This is a genomic window from Synechococcus sp. H55.2, from assembly GCF_047462495.1.
Classification (GTDB): domain Bacteria; phylum Cyanobacteriota; class Cyanobacteriia; order Thermostichales; family Thermostichaceae; genus Thermostichus.
Map to the genome: position 1 here is coordinate 7886 of NZ_JANSJH010000067.1, position 3604 is coordinate 11489.

The 3604-nt window shown below is 58.7% G+C and carries 5 protein-coding genes; 3 read left to right on the plus strand and 2 right to left on the minus strand.

Going from position 1 to position 3604, the window contains the following annotated elements; translation table 11 throughout:
• A partial coding sequence (locus NW844_RS08830) for a dockerin type I domain-containing protein (protein ID WP_414335019.1) occupies positions 1–839 on the minus strand: 839 nt, incomplete at its 3' end.
• Between the two features lie 180 nt (positions 840–1019).
• Here NW844_RS08830 and NW844_RS08835 point away from each other — a divergent pair.
• Positions 1020–1382: a hypothetical protein gene (locus NW844_RS08835; RefSeq protein ID WP_414335020.1), complete on the plus strand. Its 363-nt coding sequence runs from the start codon at positions 1020–1022 to the stop codon at positions 1380–1382.
• A gap of 24 nt (positions 1383–1406) precedes the next feature.
• Positions 1407–1643: a 50S ribosomal protein L28 gene (rpmB, locus tag NW844_RS08840; protein ID WP_414335021.1), complete on the plus strand. Its 237-nt coding sequence runs from the start codon at positions 1407–1409 to the stop codon at positions 1641–1643.
• Between the two features lie 35 nt (positions 1644–1678).
• Here rpmB and NW844_RS08845 read toward each other — a convergent pair whose 3' ends face one another.
• Positions 1679–2407, minus strand: a complete 729-nt coding sequence (locus tag NW844_RS08845; protein ID WP_414335022.1) for a pentapeptide repeat-containing protein — start codon at positions 2405–2407, stop codon at positions 1679–1681.
• 219 nt (positions 2408–2626) lie between these two features.
• On the opposite strand from NW844_RS08845, the gene gshB reads away from it, so the two are divergent.
• Positions 2627–3574 carry a glutathione synthase gene (gene gshB, locus NW844_RS08850; protein ID WP_414335023.1) on the plus strand — a complete coding sequence of 316 codons (948 nt, stop codon included), beginning with the start codon at positions 2627–2629 and terminating at the stop codon, positions 3572–3574.
• The last annotated feature ends 30 nt before the right edge of the window (positions 3575–3604 follow it).

A 3604-nucleotide genomic window follows, 5' to 3' on the forward strand; every position in this document is an offset into this window, starting at 1 on the left:
TGCTCCACCTCCACCCCGTTTAAAAGCACTCGCATGGGAGACATATTGGCGCCGGGGATGCGGGACTGGCCGGCCCGATAGGCAGCGGCAGTATCCAACCCAATCAGGGATCCAATCCGCAAAACCGGTGGGCGAGGCGGCAGGCGTTCCAAAGTGAAGGAGCGGGTCATCTCCACCTCTTGGGCAGGGCCGAGAAATTGGCCGGCAGCCGCCGACTCTGGAGAATATTGGTTATCGCCCAGGCGGATGACATTGGCCTCCAGCACCAAAGTCGTGTTGGGATCCCAGCGCTCCAACTGCAACTGCCAGGGCCGATCCCCCCCCGTCTGTCTGTTGCCTGTGCTCTGGGAATAGGGCAGATAGTTCTCCAGCCGCGCCACCAAAATTTCTTCTGCCGGCAGCGGCCCCGGCAGGCGAAACCGCCCCTGAGCATCGGTGCGCACCGCGATCCCTGCCCCTGGAATGGCCACCTCCACCCCGGCCAAAGGCTGGCCTGTCAGGCGATCCACCACCTGGCCAGAGTAGGCAGAATCCAACTGCACCTGTCCGGTGGGTGCATCTGTGGCCGCCTGAATGCGCTGCTGCAACACCTGCCAATCGGCTTCTGTAATCCGCCCATCCTGATCGACATCGGCAGCCCGGATCGGGTCGTCGGTCAACTCCCGTTCTCCCCGCAAATAGGCCCCCAACAGGTTGAGATCCTGCACTGTCAAACGACCATCCCCATCCAGATCGCCCGCTTGAAAGGGCTGCGCTTGGGCAGAAGACAGGCCTATCCAACCCAGAGCAAGGGATCCCAGCAGCAAGAGAGAACGGGCTAAACAGGAGACCCTAGACATGGCAACTCTCCTGGGGAAAAAGCCAGGCAGCGTTCTTCATGTTTTAACGCAATTCACTTCCTCGCAGCAGGGTTGGCCGAGCCGGTACAGAGTACTCTTGAGCGCAATTTTGCTCGCCCGCCTTTGGCTGCAGGAGCCGAAAACTTGATGGTAGGATAACCGTGGTGACTTGCTTCTCCTATGGCTCGATACTCTTGCGTTACCCAGCTTGTGGGCTCAGCCGAGCAGCTAGGCGAGTCGATTCGCGCCATCTTGGAGCGCTGCCAACTCAATGTCCTCCACAACAGCTCTGATTACTGGGTAGCCGGTGAGCCTCCCGGAAAGAATCCCTACACCAAGCTGGTAACCGTGGAAGTGTTTGTGGATCGCACCCGTCAAGCCGCCGACGGCTCTGTACAGGTAACCTGTATCGCCAAAAATGAAGAGCTGCCCCTGAGAAGCGTTAACCACTGCCAACAAACCTTTGATCGCCTGAAAGCAGAGCTAGCCCAGTTGCAAACTCAACTGCAGCTTGCTGCCCAGCAAAAAGATGCTTTACGATAACAGAGCTGAGTTTACTCTGCTCCCATGGCACGTCGCTGCCAACTCACCAACAAGAAGCGCAACAACGCTTTTGCCATCTCCCACTCCCACCGGCGCACTAAGCGCCTGCAGGAAGTCAACTTGCAGTGGAAGCGCATCTGGTGGGAAGAAGGTAAGCGGTTTGTGCGTTTGCGCCTTTCCACCAGAGCCCTGAAGACCCTCAAGGCTAAGGGAGTAGGGGCCATGGCCCGCGAGGCCGGGATCGACCTCAACCGCTTTTGAGCTTTCGACCCCCTTGTGCTTGCCGGATCCAGCCCTCACAGCAACCCGAATAGCTTACGCGACTTGGGCTGTAAACCTGCCAGCAGCGTGTTGAGGGTGTCCCGTTGGGTCAGCTCGTTGGTGCCGCTGGCCCGCTCGATTAAGAGTTTGCGCATTTCGTCCGAGAGCTTGGCGTCGGTGAAGTCGGCGCCGACAAAGCTGGCCCCTTCAAGTTGAGCTTCTTGCAGGTTGGCCCCCACCAGGAGGGCTTGGTCAAAGTTGGCATGTTGCAACTGACAACTGGCCAGGACGGCCTGGGAGAGGTTGCAGCGAAAGAGGTTGGCTTGGCAAAAGTCGGCGGCAAAAAAGTTTCCTCCCGCCAGGTTGGCAGCCACCAAGCTGGCCTCGCGAAAGATGGAATGGCTGAAGCGCCCCCCCTGAAAGCTGCTTTTGTCCAGCTTGGCAGCGGTGAAGTTGCTGTAGTCTCCCAGGGCTTGACTGAAGCTGGATCCCCGCAGATCGGAGGCGGCAAAATTGGCCCGCTCCAGCTCGGCACGGCGGAAGTTGCACAGCCGCAGATCCGCCTGCTGCATGCTGAGCGAGCGCAGGTTGGCCCGCGTCAAGTTGGCCTTGGGCATCTGGATGCGGTCGAACAGGCCCCGCGAAAGGTAGGCGCCTTCGAGGTTGGCACCCAGCAGGGAGCGCCCTTCTCGCAGGGCTGCCAGCAAGTCCCTCGTGGTTTCGATGCGAACCGGCTCGGAGGGTTGAGAAGGGGGAGCACTCACGGATGGGTTGTTCCTCACAAGCTGGGACAGAAACTCGGTCAACCTAGCCGAGGACTGAGGGCTAACTAAGGATTCCACCTATCAAGCTAACGTTTGCGCCGCTTGCCGAGGTTAAGAGGATGTTAATAAAGCCAGTCCTGCTGGGTTGCGGGTAAGGAACAATCGGCTCCGATTTGTTGCATACTCGGGGCAGCGTTTCGTTAGTGAACCCCACCTTCCATGCAGGTAGCTTTCATTGTCGATCCGTTGCCCCAGTTGCAGGTGGGCCATGACACCAGCGTTGCTCTGATGGAGGCGCTGCAGAGACGGGGACACCGCATCTTTTGCTTGGGACTGGCCGATCTCTACTGGGATCAAGGGGAAACCTGGGCCGCCGTTGAGGAAATTGCCTTGGATCCGGCAGCAGATCCCTGGTACGAGGTCAAAGAACGGCGGCTGTTGCCCTTGAGCCAAATGCAGGCGGTGTGGATGCGCAAGGATCCGCCGGTGGATACGGCCTATCTCTATGCCACTTACCTTTTGGATCGCCTCTCCCCCAGCCGCACGCTGGTACTCAATCATCCTGCTGGGATCCGCTCGGCCAACGAAAAGCTCTACGCCCTGCAATTCCAAGAGTGGATCCCGCGTACCTGCGTCAGCAGCAGCAAACACCTGCTGCGCCAATTCGTCGAGGAGATGGGGCAGGCGGTGCTCAAGCCCTTGGGTGGCAAGGGTGGGGAAGGGATCCTGCGGGTCAGTGCCGGGGATCTGAACCTCAATTCTTTGCTCGAGCTGAGCACTCAATTTGGCCAGCTACCCGTGATGGTGCAAGAGTATTTGCCAGCAGCAGCGATGGGAGATAAGCGCATCTTGTTGCTAGAGGGAGAACCTTTGGGTGCCGTCAATCGCATCCCTGGGGAGGGAGATTTTCGCGGCAATGTGGCCGCCGGCGGTCGGGTAGAAAAAACCAAGATTACCGAAAAAGAACGGGCTCTCTGCGGGTCTTTGGCACCGGTGCTAAGGCAGGAGAAGCTCTATTTTGTTGGGATCGATGTTATCGGAGAACGACTAACGGAAGTGAACGTGACCAGCCCGACGATGCTTCGAGAGATCTCTCAATTGGAAGGAGTTGATCTGGCAGACCAAGTGGCCCAGTGGCTGGAGAAGAAGGTACCTCTCGAGAAGTAAAAAGCCCCACAAGGGGGCCTAGTCGCGACC